The sequence below is a fragment of the Tritonibacter multivorans genome (assembly GCF_001458415.1).
Lineage (GTDB): Bacteria > Pseudomonadota > Alphaproteobacteria > Rhodobacterales > Rhodobacteraceae > Epibacterium > Epibacterium multivorans.
On the sequence record NZ_CYSD01000036.1, the window covers coordinates 1 to 16,712 of the forward strand.

Annotated in this window: 15 protein-coding genes; 7 read left to right on the top strand and 8 right to left on the bottom strand. The window is 60.6% G+C overall.

Annotation, left to right across the window (positions count from 1 at the left end; genetic code table 11):
• Window positions 1-160 precede the first annotated feature (160 nt).
• The 4 genes from TRM7557_RS10920 to TRM7557_RS10935 all read right to left on the bottom strand — a co-directional run bounded on the left by TRM7557_RS10920 (window position 161) and on the right by TRM7557_RS10935 (window position 4,293).
• Window positions 161-712: a GNAT family N-acetyltransferase gene (locus tag TRM7557_RS10920; protein ID WP_074942027.1), complete on the bottom strand. Its 552-nt coding sequence runs from the start codon at window positions 710-712 to the stop codon at window positions 161-163.
• A gap of 125 nt (window positions 713-837) precedes the next feature.
• Window positions 838-2,670 carry a M3 family oligoendopeptidase gene (locus tag TRM7557_RS10925; RefSeq protein ID WP_058290257.1) on the bottom strand — a complete coding sequence of 611 codons (1,833 nt, stop codon included), beginning with the start codon at window positions 2,668-2,670 and terminating at the stop codon, window positions 838-840.
• 373 nt (window positions 2,671-3,043) lie between these two features.
• Window positions 3,044-3,988: an alpha/beta fold hydrolase gene (locus TRM7557_RS10930; protein WP_058290258.1), complete on the bottom strand. Its 945-nt coding sequence runs from the start codon at window positions 3,986-3,988 to the stop codon at window positions 3,044-3,046.
• Window positions 3,989-4,005: 17 nt separating this feature from the next.
• Window positions 4,006-4,293 (bottom strand): SCP2 sterol-binding domain-containing protein, encoded by a 288-nt coding sequence (locus tag TRM7557_RS10935; RefSeq protein WP_058290259.1) that lies wholly within the window; start codon window positions 4,291-4,293, stop codon window positions 4,006-4,008.
• 217 nt (window positions 4,294-4,510) lie between these two features.
• On the opposite strand from TRM7557_RS10935, the gene TRM7557_RS10940 reads away from it, so the two are divergent.
• The 5 genes from TRM7557_RS10940 to TRM7557_RS10960 all read left to right on the top strand — a co-directional run bounded on the left by TRM7557_RS10940 (window position 4,511) and on the right by TRM7557_RS10960 (window position 9,626).
• Window positions 4,511-5,053, top strand: a complete 543-nt coding sequence (locus TRM7557_RS10940) for a tetratricopeptide repeat protein (protein ID WP_413081159.1) — start codon at window positions 4,511-4,513, stop codon at window positions 5,051-5,053.
• Window positions 5,054-5,115: 62 nt separating this feature from the next.
• The gene (locus TRM7557_RS10945) at window positions 5,116-8,031 is read left to right on the top strand and encodes a helicase-related protein (protein ID WP_058290261.1); all 2,916 of its coding nucleotides are present in this window, start codon (window positions 5,116-5,118) and stop codon (window positions 8,029-8,031) included.
• A gap of 6 nt (window positions 8,032-8,037) precedes the next feature.
• Window positions 8,038-8,424 carry an RNA-binding S4 domain-containing protein gene (locus tag TRM7557_RS10950; RefSeq protein WP_058290262.1) on the top strand — a complete coding sequence of 129 codons (387 nt, stop codon included), beginning with the start codon at window positions 8,038-8,040 and terminating at the stop codon, window positions 8,422-8,424.
• Between the two features lie 72 nt (window positions 8,425-8,496).
• Entirely contained in the window at window positions 8,497-8,835 is a 339-nt protein-coding gene (gene fdxA / locus TRM7557_RS10955) for a ferredoxin FdxA (RefSeq protein WP_058290263.1), read from the top strand.
• Between the two features lie 278 nt (window positions 8,836-9,113).
• The gene (locus tag TRM7557_RS10960; RefSeq protein WP_058290264.1) at window positions 9,114-9,626 is read left to right on the top strand and encodes a CarD family transcriptional regulator; all 513 of its coding nucleotides are present in this window, start codon (window positions 9,114-9,116) and stop codon (window positions 9,624-9,626) included.
• A gap of 81 nt (window positions 9,627-9,707) precedes the next feature.
• Here TRM7557_RS10960 and cobS read toward each other — a convergent pair whose 3' ends face one another.
• Window positions 9,708-10,463: an adenosylcobinamide-GDP ribazoletransferase gene (gene cobS, locus TRM7557_RS10965; RefSeq protein ID WP_058290265.1), complete on the bottom strand. Its 756-nt coding sequence runs from the start codon at window positions 10,461-10,463 to the stop codon at window positions 9,708-9,710.
• A gap of 100 nt (window positions 10,464-10,563) precedes the next feature.
• Here cobS and cobT point away from each other — a divergent pair, with 100 nt between their 5' ends.
• On the top strand, window positions 10,564-11,580 hold the full coding sequence (gene cobT, locus TRM7557_RS10970) for a nicotinate-nucleotide--dimethylbenzimidazole phosphoribosyltransferase (protein ID WP_058290266.1): 1,017 nt from the start codon (window positions 10,564-10,566) through the stop codon (window positions 11,578-11,580).
• A 42-nt stretch (window positions 11,581-11,622) separates the two neighbouring features.
• Here the strand turns inward: cobT and TRM7557_RS10975 are convergent, their stop codons facing one another.
• The 3 genes from TRM7557_RS10975 to TRM7557_RS10985 all read right to left on the bottom strand — a co-directional run bounded on the left by TRM7557_RS10975 (window position 11,623) and on the right by TRM7557_RS10985 (window position 15,435).
• Complete coding sequence (locus TRM7557_RS10975) at window positions 11,623-13,500, bottom strand: monovalent cation:proton antiporter-2 (CPA2) family protein (RefSeq protein WP_058290267.1); 1,878 nt, start codon at window positions 13,498-13,500, stop codon at window positions 11,623-11,625.
• Window positions 13,501-13,691: 191 nt separating this feature from the next.
• Window positions 13,692-14,915, bottom strand: coding sequence for a PAS domain-containing protein (locus TRM7557_RS10980; protein ID WP_058290268.1), 1,224 nt, complete (start codon window positions 14,913-14,915; stop codon window positions 13,692-13,694).
• A 64-nt stretch (window positions 14,916-14,979) separates the two neighbouring features.
• Window positions 14,980-15,435 (bottom strand): Lrp/AsnC family transcriptional regulator, encoded by a 456-nt coding sequence (locus tag TRM7557_RS10985; protein ID WP_058290269.1) that lies wholly within the window; start codon window positions 15,433-15,435, stop codon window positions 14,980-14,982.
• Window positions 15,436-15,573: 138 nt separating this feature from the next.
• On the opposite strand from TRM7557_RS10985, the gene hppD reads away from it, so the two are divergent.
• Window positions 15,574-16,686 (top strand): 4-hydroxyphenylpyruvate dioxygenase, encoded by a 1,113-nt coding sequence (gene hppD / locus TRM7557_RS10990; protein ID WP_058290270.1) that lies wholly within the window; start codon window positions 15,574-15,576, stop codon window positions 16,684-16,686.
• Window positions 16,687-16,712 lie beyond the last annotated feature (26 nt).

Below are 16,712 nucleotides of genomic sequence, written 5' to 3' on the forward strand. Positions count from 1 at the left end.
CCCCCCCGCCTCCCGGCGTCCTGCGCAGCAGGGCGCAACCCCTCTGAGCACCTCTGGGCGCTTCAGGGCCCCGTTGGGCGACGGTCGAGGCGACCCCCCCCTGCTGCGGATCGCTTCAATCGCAGGGGGCTCAGTCGCGGGGGATTCAGTCGTGCGGGACTCAGTCGCGCGGGGCGGGGGCATTCCTTTGGTCGTATGCGCCAGGATCAACGGCCATCGGGCTGTTTGGCAGCGTCAGGCGCATCACATGCTGGGGCCCGGCAATGCCGCCGGTGTAGAGATCCCCGGTGTCCTGCATCCCGGCCTTGAGATAGGCGCGAATGGCCGCGGTATTGCGCAGGTTGACGGTGAGCACCATCGCCTCGGCCGCAGGATAGAGCCGTCGCAGGTAGGGGCCCAGCCGGGCCACAGCCGCGCTGCCAAGCCCGCGGCCCTGACAGGGCTGATCAATCATAAAGGCCCGCAAGCCCAGATCGCCCGTGCGGGCAAAATTATAGGTCTGGGGGTATTTGTGATCGATCTTGAAAAATCCGACCGGCTGCTCTGTGCCCGTGCGATCTTCAAAAACCCCATGCAGGTCGACGCCGCGTTCCTCGCTGTCAAACGCCATCTTCACGGTTCCGGAATAGATCACCTGTTCCGGCGCCACGGTGATGTGACGCATCAGAGCATAGTCGTCCTGAACGAGAGGTCTAAAGCGTAAACAGGTCATTGATCTGTTATACTCTTACAAAAGATTTGCGGCCACTGGGCTGTGCCCCGTGGCCGCAGGAATTTGCTTATAATTGCTCATGTTGGCGGGCAGATCGGCGCAGATTTGCCGGTCCGAAGGGCGGTTCAGCCCTCCATGGCTTCCAGTTCGTCGATCATCTCGGAAATCATCGACAGACCTTTGTCCCAGAATTTCGGATCAGACGCATCGAGCCCAAAGGGCGCCAGCAGCTCTTTGTGGTGTTTGGAGCCCCCTGCCTTCAGCATCTCGAAATATTTCTCCTCGAACCCGTCGGCGCCAGAGGCATAGACCGAGTAAAGCGCGTTCACCAGCCCGTCGCCAAAGGCATAGGCGTAAACATAGAAGGGCGAGTGCACGAAATGCGGGATATAGGCCCAGAAGGTCTCGTAGCCTTCCATGAAATCAAAGGCCTCACCCAAGCTTTCCGCCTGCACCGACATCCACAGGGCATTGATGTCCTCGGGGGTCAGCTCGCCCTCAGCGCGGGCGGCGTGGAGTTTGCATTCAAAGTCATAGAAGGCAATCTGGCGGACAACCGTGTTGATCATGTCCTCGACCTTGCCCGCCAGCAGCACTTTGCGCTCTTCCTGGGTTTCGGCTTTCTCGAGCATCTTGCGGAAGGTCAGCATCTCGCCAAAGACCGATGCAGTCTCGGCCAGCGTCAGCGGGGTCGAGGACAGCATCTCGCCCTGTTCCGCCGCCAGCACCTGATGGACGCCGTGGCCCAGCTCGTGCGCCAGCGTCATCACATCGCGCGGTTTGCCCAAGTAGTTCAGCATCACATAAGGGTGCACATCGGTGACGGTGGGGTGTGCAAAGGCACCGGGGGCTTTGCCCGGTTTTACGCCCGCATCAATCCAGCCTTTGTCAAAAAACGGGGTCGCAATCTCGCCCATGCGCGGATCAAAGGCCTCATAGGCCTCCATCACTGTTTCGCGGGCCTCGGCCCAGTTCACCACGCGGTCGCTTTCCATCGGCAGCGGCGCATTGCGGTCCCAGACCTGCATCCGGTCCAGCCCCAGCCATTTGCGCTTCAGCTCATAGTAGCGGTGCGACAGTTTGGGGTAGGCGGCAACTACGGCCTCGCGCAGGGCCTCGACGACCTCGGGCTCCACGTGGTTAGACAGGTGACGGCCCATCTGCGGGCTGGGCATGCCGCGCCAGCGGTCGAGGATCTCTTTCTCTTTGGCTTGCGTATTGTGCACGCGGGCGAAGATTTTGATGTTGTCCTCAAACACCCGCGCCAGTTCGCGTGCGGCTGCTTCGCGTTTGGAGCGGTCCTGTTCGGTCAGGAAGTTCAGCGTGCCTTCAATATTGTGTTCTTCGCCGTCCAGATCAAAGGTCAGGCCCGCGATGGTTTCGTCAAACAGACGCTCCCAGGCGTCGCCGACCACGCCGAGGTCATGGAGGAATTTCTCCATCTCGTCAGACAGCTGGTAAGGTTTCATCGCGCGGATGCGGTCAAAGACCGGTTTATAGCGCGCAAGATCCGTGTTGGCGGCGAAATGCGCCTCCAGCTGGGCGTCGTCAATGCGGTTGATCTCCAGCGTGAAGAACACCAGGGGCGTGGTGAAGACGGTGATCTTTTCCTGCATGTCGGCCATGAATTTGGCGCGTTCAGCGTCGACGGTCAGCTGGTAATAGCGCAGGCCCGCATAGGACATGATCCGGCCCGCAATGCCGTTGATTTTCTCGTTGCGCAGAACGCAGGTCAAAAGGCCTGCGGCATCCAGATCGGCCAGCTTGCCTTCGTAGTCAGCAGCAAAAGCGGCGCATTCCCCCTCGAGCCAGTCGAGGTCGCGGGTCAGTTCCGGGGCATCCGGCGCGGTGTAAAGATCGCTCAGGTCCCAATCGGGCAGGGGACCCAGCCCATCAGGTCCGCCTTCGCCGCCAGAAGAAGCATGGGCATCGCGCAGGGGGAAGGGGAGTTGGAACATGGGGCCTCCGTTCGGGTTCTTTGATCTTTGAGTGTTTTTAGATCGATTGGGTCTGGGTGCCAGCTAAACCGCTGGCGGTTGAGAAAACACTTAAGCGGCAGTGTGGGTGATCTCAAGATGTTGTGCAATCGGATCGGCTGACATCTGCGAAACCTTGGCAGAGGGGTTTCGCTTCGGGCTTTGCCCGAAGCGACCGGCGCCGCGCGCGCCCCTGCGGGGCGCGCGCGGCGCTACCCCCAACGGGAGCGCGGGCTTTTTAAAGCCCCTGCGACGGGCGGGAGCGCCCGCCTTTGCCCCAGGCGCTGGGCTGGAGGGGGGAGGCGCAAGCCTCGCTGTTAGGCTGCTGCGCGGGCACAGGCGGAGTTGCGCGGCGTTAGGCGCTGAACAGCTCTGCCAGGCGGTTGTGCAGAGTGTCGCGGATGTCTTTGCGTTCCAGCAGAACCTCGTGACGTCCGCCGGGGATTTCGAACAGTTCCCCGCCGGGCCAGCGGGACATGCGGTCCCGGATCGCGCCCATATGAACGATCTGCTCATCCGCGCCGAGGAAGGTGATGCAGGGCAGATCCGGCGAAGGTTTCGCGGCCAAGGCCCTGCATTCCTGCATGGCTTCGGCCAGCCAATTGATTGTTGGTCCCCCCAGCCCGAGGCCGGGATAGGTGGCGACCTGCATCCGAATGTAGTCAAACATCTCTGCGTCCGAGGTCAGGCTGTTGTCCTCAAACGGCGCGGTCAGCACATAGCTTTGGATCGATAGGGTCGGGGCGAGCTTGTTGCTGATGCCCAGATGCCCGCCAAAGCGCGCCAGAAAATTCGCCAGCGGCTGCAACATCGGCGGGATTCGGATGCCCCACATCGGTCCGGTAAAGGCGCAGGCTTTGACATCGAGCCCCTCGTACAGGGCGCGCAGCCCAATGCCGCCGCCCATCGAATGGCCCACCATATACCAGGGCTTTGGCAGCCCTTCGGCTTCGGCATAGCGCACTACGGCGGCCACATCGTGCTGAAAATCGCGGAAATGCTCCACATGGCCCAGGCGCGGCTCGGCCAGCATACGGTCGGCCAGCCCCTGGCCGCGCCAGTCGATCGCCAGCGTCGCATAGCCGCGCGCACAAAGATCCGCGGCCGAGCGCCCATATTTTTCGATAAATTCGGTGCGGCCGGGGAACATAAGCACCGTTCCCTTTGGCGCAGTACCTGATGCGGCAGGCCAATGGCCTACGCGGATGCGCAGGCCATCAGCGGTGATCATCCAGCGGGCAGAGCCACCATCCGGCCCCTTTGCAACATCCGCAAGAAACGGGGCGGGGCTCATGTCCATCTGGGAGATCCTTTCGATTAGGCCAGCAGGGAGGCCAGCTTCATGGCAACACCCATGTCCCCATCGATGGAGAGCTTGCCCCCCATGAAGGCTGCGGTCGGGTTCAGTTCGCCCGACAGGATCTCCTGAAACACGTCGGGGTCTGCGGTCATGGTGACTTCGGTTTCGTCGTCACCGATGCGCACGCCGTCGGCGTCCAGGATCAGCGCGCCAACGCCGGTCAGTTCGAATTTCGCAGAGGAGTCAAAGCCGCCGTCCAGCTTGGCGTTCAGTGCTTCGACAGCGGAGTTGAGAAGATCGCTCATGGGTCTATCCTTGATCGGGTCATTTGTACGGATTGCACAAAGTTCTGAAGCTTTTGTCACGGCGTGTCACACGAGAGTGGAAATCCGCCGCGACGGGGTTACACTCAAACTTATGCGCACAAAGCCCCGCAAGAACAAATCTATCGTCACGGCACTGGCTGTAACAGTCACGTTTTCCTGCCCTAACCTTGCGTCAACGCAAGGAGAATTGCTGCCTGTGCCCGGGGACGGGGGCGGCGGTGGTCGCGGGGAATCGGGAGAGGCGGCGCTTTTGAACCTGCGCGGGCTGCAGGAACCGGACCTGCTGGCGGCGCTGGCGGTGACGGATGCGCGCAATGCCCAGCGGATCGCGCGCGAATTGTCAGCCCTGTGGGACCGCAGCGGATCGCCCGCCATGGATTTGTTGCTGCGCCGGGGGCGTGACGCGCTGGAACGCGGCGAGGCCGATGTGGCGCTGGAACATCTGACCGCGCTGACCGATCACGCGCCGGGCTTTGCCCGTGGCTGGTCCGAACGGGCGCGGGTCTTTGCGGCAACGGGCCGCTTTGGTCCGGCTGCCGCGGATCTGGAGCGCGCGCTGGCCTTGAACCCGCAGGACTATGACGCCATCTTCGCCCTTGGACAGATGTGGGAGTTTTTTGAGAACCCCGAGAAAGCCCATGCGGCCTATGGGCGGGCCAAGGCTATACATCCCCACCACGAAGAAGTAACCAAGGCGCTGGACCGGCTGTCCGACGCGGTTCTTGGCGAGCCCCTTTAACGACAGCCCCTTATAATGCCGCCTGTTGGGAATCCTGACGGGCACGCGCGGAGTTTGATGCAATGACGACTGCATCTCGGGTTGTGGCCGTACTTGGCCCGACCAATACAGGCAAAACCCACTACGCGATCGAGCGTATGCTGGCCTATCGAACCGGTGTTATGGGGTTTCCGCTGCGCCTTCTGGCACGCGAGGTTTACGACAAAATCGTCAAACTGCGCGGCCCATCCGTGGTGGCGCTGGTCACCGGCGAAGAACGGATCGTGCCGCCGCGCGCGCAGTATTGGATCTGCACCGTGGAAGCCATGCCCGAGGGCATGGGCACCGATTTTCTGGCGATTGACGAAATCCAGCTGTGTGCCGACCCGGAACGGGGCCATGTGTTCACCGACCGGCTGCTGCGGGCCCGTGGTACGCGTGAGACGCTGTTTCTGGGCGCCGACACCATGCGCGGGCCGATTTCTGAACTGATTTCGGGTGTCGAGTTCATGCGCCGCGAGCGGATGTCGGATCTTTTGTATTCCGGGTCCAAGAAGATCAGCCGGATGCCGCCGCGGTCGGCCATTGTTGGGTTCTCGGTGGACAATGTCTATGCCATTGCCGAGCTGATCCGCCGCCAGAAGGGCGGGGCGGCTGTGGTTATGGGCGCGCTGTCCCCGCGCACGCGTAATGCGCAGGTCGAACTGTATCAAAACGGCGAGGTTGATTATCTGGTCGCCACCGATGCTATTGGCATGGGGCTGAACCTCGATATTGACCATGTGGCGTTTTCCTCCACCGTGAAATTCGATGGCCGCCGGATGCGCCCCTTGGCACCCAATGAACTGGCCCAGATTGCAGGCCGGGCCGGGCGCGGCATGAGCCACGGCACCTTTGGGGTCACGGGCGATGCGCGCCCCCTGGAAGAGGGCGTGGCGACCGCGATTATGGAGCACCGCTTTACGCCGCTGAAGAAACTCAACTGGCGGTCGGCGGATCTGCGCTTTGGCACCATCGATGCGTTGATTGATTCGCTTGAGGTCGGCCCGACCGATCCGGTTCTGATGAAGGCGCGGGAAGCCGATGATCTTATGGCGCTTAAATCCCTTGCGCAGGATTCCGCCATGCGCGACCGGGCCGCAAACGCCCAGTCTGTGCGGCTTTTGTGGGATGTGTGTCGGATTCCGGACTTTCGCGGGATCAGCCATGCAGAGCATTCTTCCCTGCTTTCGGGCATATATGCTTACCTACATGAGGGGGGTGTGGTCCCCGATGACTGGTTTGCGCGGCAGATTCGTCGCATTGACCGGACGGACGGCGACATTGACACATTGTCGAAACGTCTGAGCTTTATCCGCACTTGGACTTACGTGGCCCAGCGAAACGGCTGGCTGCGTGACGAAAGTCATTGGCGCGGGGAAACGCGCGCTGTAGAAGACAGGCTATCGGATGCATTGCATATGCGTCTGACTCAGCGATTTGTGGACCGGCGCACCTCTGTGTTGTTGCGGCGGCTCAAACAGAAGGAGGCCCTTTTGGCCGAAGTAAATGATAATGGTGAAGTGACCGTCGAAGGCGAATTCGTCGGGAAGCTTGAAGGGTTCCGGTTCTCGCCGGACAAAACCGCGCAGGGTGCAGAAGCCAAAGCGCTGAAGTCTGCGTCGTTGCAGGCACTGGCGCCGCAGTATCACCTGCGTGCGGATCGGTTCTATAACGCCCCCGACACCGAAATTGATTTCACCGATCAGGGCGGCCTGATGTGGGGTGAACATGCGGTTGGTAAGCTGGTTGCCGGCGCCGATCCGTTGTCCCCGATGGTCGAGGTTTTTGTCGACGACACCGCGGGCGCAGACGTCGCCCAGAAGGTGGAACGCCGCCTGCAGCATTTCATCACCCGCAAGATTGCCGCGCTGTTTGAACCGCTGCAAAATCTGCAAAATGACGAAGCGCTGACCGGTCTGGCCCGTGGCTTTGCCTTCCGTATGGTCGAAAGCCTTGGCGTGCTGCCGCGTGCGGCGGTGCAGCAAGAGGTCAAAGATCTGGATCAGGACGCCCGTGGCGCGCTGCGCAAGCACGGCATCCGCTTTGGTCAGTTCACCATCTTTATGCCGCTGCTGCTGAAGCCCGCGCCGACCCGTCTGCGTCTGGTGCTGTGGTCGCTGGCAAACGGTTTGCAGGAATTCCCCGAAGCGCCGCCTCCGGGTCTGGTCACTGTTCCTTCCGCCAAGGATGCGCCCGAGGGCTATGACACCATGTCCGGCTACCGTGCCGCGGGCGAACGGATGATCCGCATCGACATGCTGGAGCGTCTGGCGGACCTTTTGCGCGCCGAAGACAGCCGGGGTGGGTTTGAAGCCAAGCCCGACATGCTGTCGATCACCGGCATGACGCTGGAGCAGTTTGCGGACCTGATGCAGGGTCTGGGCTATCGCGCCGAAAAAGGCGAACGCGTCAAAGTGAAAGCCGCCCCGGAAGCTGCTGCAGAAGCCCCTGCTGATGCAGCCGGTGACGCACCCGCCGAAGGCGAAGCTGTTGAAGCAGCCGCGGAAACACCTGCTGAAGCCCCGGTTGAAGCGCCTGCTGAAACCTCTGCAGATGTTGCTGAGGCACCGGCTGCCGCGGATGCAGAGGCTGCCGAAGCTCCGGCTGAAGCCGCCGCAGATGCGCCTGCTGCCGATGCAGATGCAGCCGAGGAGATGGAAGTCTTCTTCACCTTCACATGGGGTCGCACCCAACGCGGCAACAGCCGTGGCCCGCGTCAGGGGAACCGCGAAGGTGGTCGCCAGAACGCTCAGGGCGGCAACCGCCGTGAGGCTGGCAACCGCGAAGGTGGTAAAGGCCGTGGTAAGCCGGGTGGCAAACCGGGCGGTAAGGGCAAGGGCCCGCGTAAGGATCAGGGTGCAAAAACCTACTCCGCACGTCCGCCGAAGAAAGAAAAGGCCATCGATCCTGATAACCCCTTTGCAGCAGCGCTGATGGGGCTGAAGCAGGGTGACTAAGGTCCGATGACACCACCGGAGACCGCAGGCGCGGGCAAGCTCCGCATCGACAAATGGCTGTGGCATGCGCGGTTTTACAAAACCCGCTCGCTGGCTGCCAAACAGGTTGGTGCAGGGCATGTGCGCGTCAACGGCTCCAAGGTGTTGAAGCCATCTCAGAACGTCTCCCCCGGGGACGTTCTGACCTTTCCGCAGGGTCATCTGGTGCGTGTTGTGCGCATCCTTGCCCTGTCAGATCGTCGCGGCCCCGCACCCGAAGCGCAGGCGCTTTACGACGATATGACCGAAGTGCAGGAAAAGCGTCCACAAAACCCCAAATTTGAGGGAAAAGGTCGCCCTGACAAGAAATCCCGTAGGGCGCTTGACCTTAGTCGCGTATGGGAAGGTGATTGAGCTCTTGCAGAGCTTTCTTTTGTGGATTAGCTAAAGCGCTTAACGCGAAACTCGAGACTAAGGCACCTGCCAATGACCTACGTCGTCACAGATAACTGCATCGCCTGCAAATATACCGATTGTGTCGAAGTTTGCCCCGTAGACTGCTTCTACGAGGGTGAAAACACGCTGGTGATCCACCCCGACGAATGCATCGACTGCGGCGTCTGCGAACCGGAATGCCCGGCGGACGCGATTCGCCCGGATACCGATGCAGACATGGAAAAATGGGTCGAGTTTAACCGCAAATATGCCGAGATCTGGCCGGTGATCGTCACCAAGAAAGATCCGATGCCGGGTCACGAGGACAAAGACGGCGAAGAAGGCAAGCTGGAGAAGTACTTCTCTGAGGCGCCCGGCGAAGGCGGCTGAAGCCCGCTTTCCGCCTATGCAACGTAAGCATATCGGAAATCCAGAATCACGGCGCGCGCTCCGACTTTCGGAGAGCGCGTTTTTGTGTTATGATGTGCGGACGTAAAAGGACAAAGTTAAACAAACACCCCGAGAGCTAAGGACGTTACCCAGCCTGATCCTTAGCGGGAAAGCTACGCCATAACATGATCCACCGGGCCTCACATCGTGAGCCTGCGGGGATTTTTTGGCTCTGTAGGGCGGCCTTTTCGGCCGCTGCATCGTGAGGAAAGACCTGTATGACCAAATCGAAGAAGCTCGAGTTCCGTCCCAATGACTATATCGTCTATCCGGCGCATGGTGTGGGGCAGATCATTTCGATCGAGGAACAGGAAGTGGCCGGCTTCAAACTGGAACTTTTTGTCATTACCTTCGAGAAAGACAAGATGACCCTCCGGGTCCCCACCAACAAAGCAACCGAAGTGGGCATGCGTTCGCTGTCCAGCCCTGACGTGATCGACGCGGCGATGAAGACCCTGAAAGGCAAAGCCAAGGTCAAGCGCGCCATGTGGTCCCGCCGGGCGCAGGAATACGAACAGAAGATCAACTCTGGCGATCTGATCTCGATCGCGGAAGTTGTGCGCGATCTGCACCGCAATGACGATCAGCGCGAGCAGTCCTATTCGGAGCGTCAGCTGTATGAAGCAGCCCTTGAGCGTCTGACCCGCGAAGTCGCAGCCGTTTCCGGCGGTGACGAAGTGGCGGCAGCCAAGCAAGTGGATGAGGTGCTGACCTCCCGCGCGGCGGCCTAAACACCCGACCTGAAAACAAGAAAACCGCGTCCCCTGCCGGTGTTGGGGGGCGCGGTTTTTTTGTGGGTTTGGGGCTGTGATTCAGACTTGCGCCAGCAAGGCCATGGCGCAGGTGATTTCCGCCAACTGCTGGCTGGCGCCTAGAATGTCGCCGGTCTGGCCGCCGATTTTGGCCTTGGCGATCTGCGCCACGGCCAGCGCGGTGAGGGCGGCGGTGAGGCCCATGATCCAGATGGGAGCGCCGATCAGCGCAAGACCTGCCACAAGAGGGAGCGCCGCCGCCAGCATCGCAGGCGCGCGGTTCGGGCGGCCCACCTGTGCCGACAGACCATGTCCGCGCGCATTCGGCAGGGTCGCCATGAGGCCCGGCATGACGGCACGGCTGAGCATGGCCAGCGCCACCAGCGACCAGAGCTGCCCGGCGGCAAACAGGGCGGCATAGAGGCTCCACCGAAGGCCAAGGCCAAGGATCAGGGCAATCACCCCGTAAGCGCCGATGCGGCTGTCTTTCATAATCTCAAGGCGGCGGTCTGTGTCGAAGCCCCCCCAGAGCCCATCGGCACTGTCGGCAAGCCCGTCTTCATGCATGGCCCCCGTCAGCAGGATCTGCACACCCAGGAACGCCCCGGCGGCGATCGGGGCGGGCAGGCCGAGCGCCATCAGGGCCCAGGCGAGACAGCAGGCGGGCAGGGCCACAGCCAGCCCGGCCAGAGGAAAGGCCCACGTCGCCTGCGCCTGCCGTGCAAAAGCGGCTTTGGGCAAATGCGGCAGCGGCAGCCGGGTCAGCAGCACAAGCGAAAGCGCAACGTCGCGGGGGTGAATGTCGATTTTTCGCATCTCAGCGCCTCTTCAAGGACTTGCGGGAATGGCTCTGGCCGTTAAACAGTTCCAAACCGCTTTACCCGCTTTGGGAAAGCCCGCGCAATGAGGCTTTGACATGCTGCCAGAACTTTCGTCCCTTGAAACCTTCCGTCACCTGCTGGCTGAGGCGCCCGCGCAGGATGCGGCCGCGATTGCAGGTGCACAGGACCGCAATATGCAGCTGACCAAGCCGCCGCAGGCGCTGGCTCGGTTGGAGGATCTGGCGATCTGGTATGCGGGCTGGCGCGGTGAACCCCGCCCCGAGATCAAAACCCCGCAGGTGATCATCTTTGCCGGCAACCACGGTGTGACCGCCAAAGGCGTGTCGGCCTTCCCGCCCGAGGTGACCGTGCAGATGGTGGCAAACTTTGAAGCAGGCGGCGCAGCGATCAACCAGCTGGCCAAGCTGGCGGGCGCAAAGATGGATGTCCATGCGATTGAGCTGGACCGCCCCACTGCTGATTTCACTGAAAGCCCGGCCATGACGGACGCCGAGTTCCTCGATGCGCTGCGCATTGGCTGGACCGCAGTGGACGCGGATGCGGATCTTCTGGTTGTTGGCGAAATGGGCATTGGCAACACCACGGCGGCCTCGGCCATTTGCAATGCGTTGTTTGGCGGTGTGGCCTCGGTCTGGACCGGGCGTGGCACCGGCGTGAACGATGAGGCGCTGGAGATCAAAACCGAGGTTGTGTCACAGGCTGTTGCCCTGCATGGTCCAGAGATCAAAGACGGTCTGGACGCGTTGCAGCGTGTGGGCGGGCGCGAACTGGCGGCGATGGCGGGCGCCATGGTGGCGGCGCGTTACTTGCGCATTCCGGTGGTGCTGGACGGGTTTATCTGCTGCGCGGCAGCGGCGGCATTGGCCAAGACGGCCGAAGGCGCGCTGGACCATTGCGTTGCAGGTCACGAGAGCGCCGAGGGCGCGCATCCGGCGCTGCTGAACCATCTGGAGAAAAAGCCACTGTTGTCGCTGGGCCTGCGCTTGGGCGAGGGCTCTGGTGCGGCGTTGGCGATCCAGATTATGAAAGGCGCGATTGCCTGCCACAGCGGCATGGCAACCTTTGCAGAGGCTGGCGTCGCCGAGGGGTGACGCCGGATCCTTGCCAAGCGGTAGGAGGGTCTGACCGAAAGGTCAGGCCCTTTTTTCATCATCCTTTTCCGCCAGCTCCAGCAGCGCGGTTTCCAGATCGCGGTGCAGCTCCTTGGCGCGTTTGATGTATTCGGGATTGTCGGCCGCGGGCACGCCGGGTTTCCAATATTGTGCCAGTTCGCGCACGGTCATGCGGTCGTGGTGATAAAAGGTCTGTTCGGCCTGTGCGGCCTCGTATTCCGACAGGCCAATGGTTTCCAGCACATAGCGCCCCGCCCGAAGGGAACTGTCGAACATCTCGCGGACAATGTCGCGCGCGCCCGCCCGATACAGCTGGAACACATGGGTGCGGTCATAGGCGCGGGCCACAATGTGCAGATCCGGGTAGGTGCGGCTGGCATAGTCGACAAGCTGCACGGCTTTCTCTCGGTCATCCAGCGCCACCACCAGCACGCGGGCTTTGCCGATGCCGGCGGCTTTGAGCAATTCAGGGCGGGTGGGGTCGCCAAGGAAGGTCTTGAACCCAAAGCGGCGCATCAACTGCACGGCCTTGAGGTCATTGTCCAGAAGCACGGTCTTGAACCCGCTGGCGCTGACCAGCCGGTGGACGATCTGACCAAAGCGGCCAAGGCCTGCGACAATGATCGGGCCTTCTTCGTCGATCTCGTCGGGTTCCTGTTCCGGGCGATTGTCCGTCATCCGGCGCGACAAGAGGTCATAGGCAATGAACAGGGCAGGCGTGATCAGCATCGACAGCGCGACCACCAGCAGCAGCTTTTCCGACAGGTCGCCGGGGATCACATTGAGCTGCTGCGAGAAGGTCAGCAGGACAAAGCCAAATTCCCCCGCCTGCGCCAGACCAAGCGTAAACAGCCACAGGCTGCGGCGGCGCAGGCCAAAGGAGCGGCCCACAAAGTACAGCACCACCCCTTTGGCGAGGATGACCAGAAGGGCAAGGCCCAGCACATCGCCGGTTTCCGACAGCAGCAGATCGGTGTTGATCCCGGCGCCAACGGTGATGAAAAACAGGCCCAGCAGCAGGCCCTTGAACGGCTCCAGATCGCTTTCCAATTCGTGACGGAATTCGGAGTTGGCGAGCACCACACCGGCCAGGAACGCCCCCAGCGCAGGGGACAGGCCGACTAGGGTCATCAGGAAGGAAATGCCGACCACGATCAAAAGGGCAAGCGCGGTGTACATCTCGCGTAGGTTGGCGGCATGGATAAAGCGGAACACCGGCCGGGTCAGGAAGATACCAGCGAGGATCACGGCCGCCACCGCACCCAGGGTCATCAGCGCCACAGCCCAGCCGGGCAGCCCTTCGACCAGCGACAGGGAATGGTGGTGCGCGTCATGGGTGTCGGTCACCCGCGCGATGGAGCCGTCTTCGGTGAAACTGGCAAGCTGCGGGACTGCCAGCAGGGGCAGAAGGGCGAGAATGGGGATGACCGCAATGTCCTGGGTCAGCAGAACCGAAAAGCTGGCCCGCCCGCCGCCGGTGCGCATCAGCCCTTTTTCCGACAGGGTCTGCAGCACAATCGCGGTGGAGGACAGCGACAAGGCCAGCGCCACGGCCAGCCCGACCTGCCAGCTCAGCCCAAAGGCCATGGAGGCGGCGGTGAGCAGCGCGGTGGAACCCAGAACCTGCAGGCCGCCCAATCCCAGTAGATGGTGTCGCATGGCCCAGAGCGCGCGGGGTTCGAGTTCCAGACCGATCAGGAACAGCATCATCACCACGCCAAATTCGGCAAAATGCTGGAGCTCTTCTGCTTCGGCGCCCACAAAGCCAAAGACCGGGCCAATCAGAATGCCGGCCGCCAGATACCCGAGGACGGATCCCAGCCCCAGTCGCGCCGCAATCGGCACCGCAATCACAGCGGCAGCAAGGTAGATCGAGGCTTGGGAGAGGAAACTGTCCATGGCGGCCCTGCGGAATTGTTTCTTATAGCTTAGGCAGGGAGATAGGGCGCATCGTCTGCTTTGCCTTGTACGAAATGGCTTTTTCCCACTGATGTGGCGAAAACGTCGCGACTGGCTTTGCAGACCGGGCAAACAAAAAGGGCAAGCCCTGCGGCTTGCCCTGAATGTGGTTCCGGGTCCGGAAGGGGGGCTTATTCGCCTTCGGGGGAGCGGATTTCTTCGCCCAGCTGCGCGATATGTTCAAGCCGCTGCGAGATGCGTTCCTGGAAGGCGCCAAGCTGGTCAATAATGTCGGACAGGGTTTCGCCGGACGACGGCAGGCGCGCGCTTTCGATCTTACAAAGCACACGTGTGGACGACAGGCCAAGGAAGTGACGGTGCATCACCTGACAGGCATTGATAATGCGCTGTGCTTCGGTGTCCACATTCTCCATGCCTTTGGCGGCGCGTTCGGACTGCTTGTCAATCAGGCTTTGCAGTATATTGCGCTCTGTCTCCATGTCGACATCGCCAAGGTCGCGGCGTTCGCTTTGCAGCTGGGTGCCACATTCCTTGAGAATGCGGGTCATGCCGGTGACAAAGAGGCTTTGGTCAATGGAGGTTTTGATCGCCGCAAAGTTGGTGTTTTCCCCCATCACATTGCGTTCAAACCAATCGGACATTTCCCGCGACATAGCGCCGTAGTTCTGGGACAGAACGGTGACCGGGCCGCCCGAGGGTTCAATCCGCGAGGCAATGACGCGCAGGTTGTGCGGGATGGTGTGCATGGCTTCAAAATCTTTGATCAGGCCGCGGGTTTCTTCCAGCAGCGTGTCAGAGTTCTTCAGCATCTTGCGCAGATCCGTGATCGTCTGATCGGGCTTTTTGCCGAGACCATTATCACGCGAGATCAGCTCTTCGGACATGGCGTGGGTGGCAAACTGGGCATAGTCTTCAAACCCGTGTTCACGGATCCAGGTCAGCAGGATTTCCTTGCTTTCCAGAGGTGAGATGCCTTCGTTCTGTTCCAGCTTCAGCAGTTCGGCATACATCGACTGGATTTTGGTGAACATTTCGCTGCTGGGTTTGATCCGCGCCGAAAGATAGCCGCCTTCAAACGGAATCACCGCAGCAAAAACCCAGTAATACAGGCCGTCTTTGGATTTGTTTTTGACATAGGCGCCAATGGTGTCGCCACCTTTGATGGTGTCCCACATCAGCTGGAACACCCCTTTGGGCATGTCTGGGTGCCGCACAACCTTATGCGGGGCACCAATAATTTCATTCCATTCGAAATGCGAAACCCGGCGGAACACATAGTTGCTGGCCTGAATCACCCCACGCTCGTCGGTGCGGGAGAAGAACACCTCGTTCAGTTCAAAGGGCGCAGCGCCGGAAGAGGGGCGCGTTTCGATACGACGGTCGACAAATGACACTGTAGCGATTCCATCTGGTGAGAGTAATTTGCATCCTTCTTACGCCCCAGTGGTTCACCAGCCGTTAAACCGGCAGTGCGCTGTCGTATTTTAATTGTGCCATTACGATCTGACTCTGCACGCGGGACACGGTCGGGTGGGGCAGAATGATCTCGTGCAGAAGCGCGTTAAGCTCTTGCAGTGACTTGCAGAAAACCCGCAGCAGATAGTCCGCTTCACCGGTCATGGTCCAGGCCGAGGTGATCTCGGGGCGGGTGCTCACCAATCTGGCAAAACTTTGGCTTTGTTCGGTGCCGTGGCTGGACAATTGCACCTGCACAAAGCCCTGCACGGTCAGGCCCAGCTTGTCTGGGTCAAGGCGCGCGACATAGGCGCGGATGTAGCCTTCGGCCTCTAATCGTTGCCGCCGCCGTCCGGCCTGCGAGGGCGACAGATTCAGGATGTCGCCAAGATCCTGTGCGGTCAGATGGGCATTGCGTTGCAGAGTTGCGAGAAGTTTGACGTCAATCGGATCTAGCATGCGGATCTCCTTCATCAGGGATGCTATCAATGCGGAAACTCCGCATCAATTGCGTTGTTCTTGCGCGACTATGCGCAAACCCTGCGGCCCATAAGACCTATTCTGGATGCAACAAAAGCCATCCAATAGGAGAGAGCCATGGGCCCGTTCCCCCATAATGCCCCAAAGTCCGTGATCAGCGCGGAAAACCCCGCAGGCACCGATGGATTTGAATTTGTCGAGTTTGCGCATCCAAATCCCGAAGAGCTGCGCAGCTTGTTTGCCAGCATGGGCTATGCGCTGGTTGCGCGTCACAAAAGCAAACCAGGTATTGAGCTGTGGCAGCAGGGCGATATTACTTACATTATCAATGCCGAAGCGGGCAGCCATGCGGTGAATTTCATCGCGGAACACGGCCCCTGCGCCCCGTCTATGGGCTGGCGCGTGGTGGATGCGCAAAAGGCGTTTGACCATGCCGTGGCGCAAGGCGCAGAGCCCTATGAGGGCGACGGCAAAACCATGGATGTGCCCGCAATCTATGGTATTGGCGGGTCGCTGATTTACTTCATCGACCAGTATTACGAGACCTCGCCCTACAACGAAGAATTTGAATGGCTGCAGCAGTCAAAGCCACGCGGTGTGGGGTTCTACTACCTCGATCACCTGACCCACAATGTGTTCAAAGGGAACATGGATAAGTGGTTCAAATTCTACGGGGATCTGTTCAACTTCCGCGAAATCCGCTTCTTTGACATTCAGGGCAAATACACTGGGCTGCTGAGCCGCGCGCTGACCTCGCCCTGTGGCCGCATCCGTATTCCGATCAATGAGGACCGGGGCGAGACGGGCCAGATTGTGGCCTATCTGAAGAAGTACAATGGCGAAGGCATTCAGCACATCGCGGTGGGGTCGGAGAATATCTATGACAGCACCGATGCGATCTCGGCCAAAGGTATCCAGTTCATGCCAGCCCCGCCCAGCACCTATTACGACCTGAGCCATGACCGGGTGTCAGGCCATGAGGAGCCGCTGGACCGGATGCAGAAACATGGCATTCTGATTGACGGCGAAGGGGTGCTGAACGGCGGCGAGACCAAGATCCTGTTGCAGATTTTCTCTAAGACCGTGATTGGCCCGATCTTCTTTGAATTCATCCAACGCAAGGGCGACGATGGCTTTGGCGAGGGCAATTTTAAGGCGCTGTTTGAATCCATCGAAGCGCAGCAGGTCGCAGATGGTGAGTTGGACACAACAGGCACTGCAGCGGAATAAGAGGCTGTGAGACATTAAAAAACCGG